Annotated in this window: 1 protein-coding gene; it reads right to left on the minus strand. The window is 49.3% G+C overall.

All coding sequences use genetic code 11. The features are described 5' to 3' along the window. Nucleotides 1–282 precede the first annotated feature (282 nt). Nucleotides 283–729 (minus strand): hypothetical protein, encoded by a 447-nt coding sequence (locus BMY38_RS18005; RefSeq protein WP_139204744.1) that lies wholly within the window; start codon nucleotides 727–729, stop codon nucleotides 283–285. Nucleotides 730–1,086 lie beyond the last annotated feature (357 nt).

A 1,086-nucleotide genomic window follows, 5' to 3' on the forward strand; every position in this document is an offset into this window, starting at 1 on the left:
ACCGCCAGGTTGCCGAGGTCCAGATCCGTATTGCCGTCATGAACGGCTATACCGCGCTCGGAATACCCGTCACAGAGGCCGTAGGATAAGTCCGTCCGGGGAAAGGGGTAGCCTGGCCAGCAGCCGATTTGTGCAACAGAGTCGTTATAGGACCAAAAACGGAATTGCTATCAGGCCCATATATGCCTGGCCCACCTCGAATTACAAATTCGTTACCACCGTCGTCAACAAATACTAGATAGTAATGATCAAACGCAAAATATACACTATTTGCTTCTAGTCTTATTTCAGCCATTGAGCCACTCCACCCGTTTTAATAATTGCAATGGCATCATCAGTCACACGAAAGATGGCCAAATACCGACCACCTTCACCGCCCGGCGGGCGAAATAAGCGATTGAAAAATCCGATACGATCAATTGAGAAGCGAAATACATCAGACCCACCTACCCCACCTCCAGGATGATAAGTAGCTCGAAACCCATCTCCCGAACCATTAAAATGGCTCATAAGGCATTGCAACTCTGAAATTCCAGCTTCCGCACTCAGAGCCTTCTGCAGAATCCACTCAAGATCTTCTGATCTTGACACGCTTAGAAAGTCATCGCCGTTGAGGTTTTTGCAAATACTTACCATCGCTTCTCCTCGGGAGCTATCATCTGCAAAAGATGCTGAAGCTGCTGCAATAAGCACGGAGGAACATATGGCTGCAATCACGAGGTTTCGCATAGTCAACACTCGGTTAGATAGTCGCGGAATATGATGGCGCAGTTAAAAACTTTGATCAAGGAAAATCGACCCGAGAGTGACGTCAATTTCGTTTTTCGACACAGGAGAGCTGCGTTGCACCAGAACAGTTAGCGTAGAAGAAAGGTTCAGATGGTCAGCTCTGACAGTATTCGGATCTGCTCGTGCCCTCGGTCGTCAAGTTAAGCACGTCGATGGGCTCTGTTGCACAAAACTTGTGATACCCGAGGTTCCCCTTTCCCGTACGGACTTATCCTACGGCCTCTGTGACGGGTATTCCGAGCGCGGTATAGCCGTTCATGACGGCAATACGGATCTGGACCTCGGCAACCTGGCGGT

Origin of the sequence: Jannaschia helgolandensis, from assembly GCF_900109285.1 — a bacterium.
GTDB lineage: Bacteria > Pseudomonadota > Alphaproteobacteria > Rhodobacterales > Rhodobacteraceae > Jannaschia > Jannaschia helgolandensis.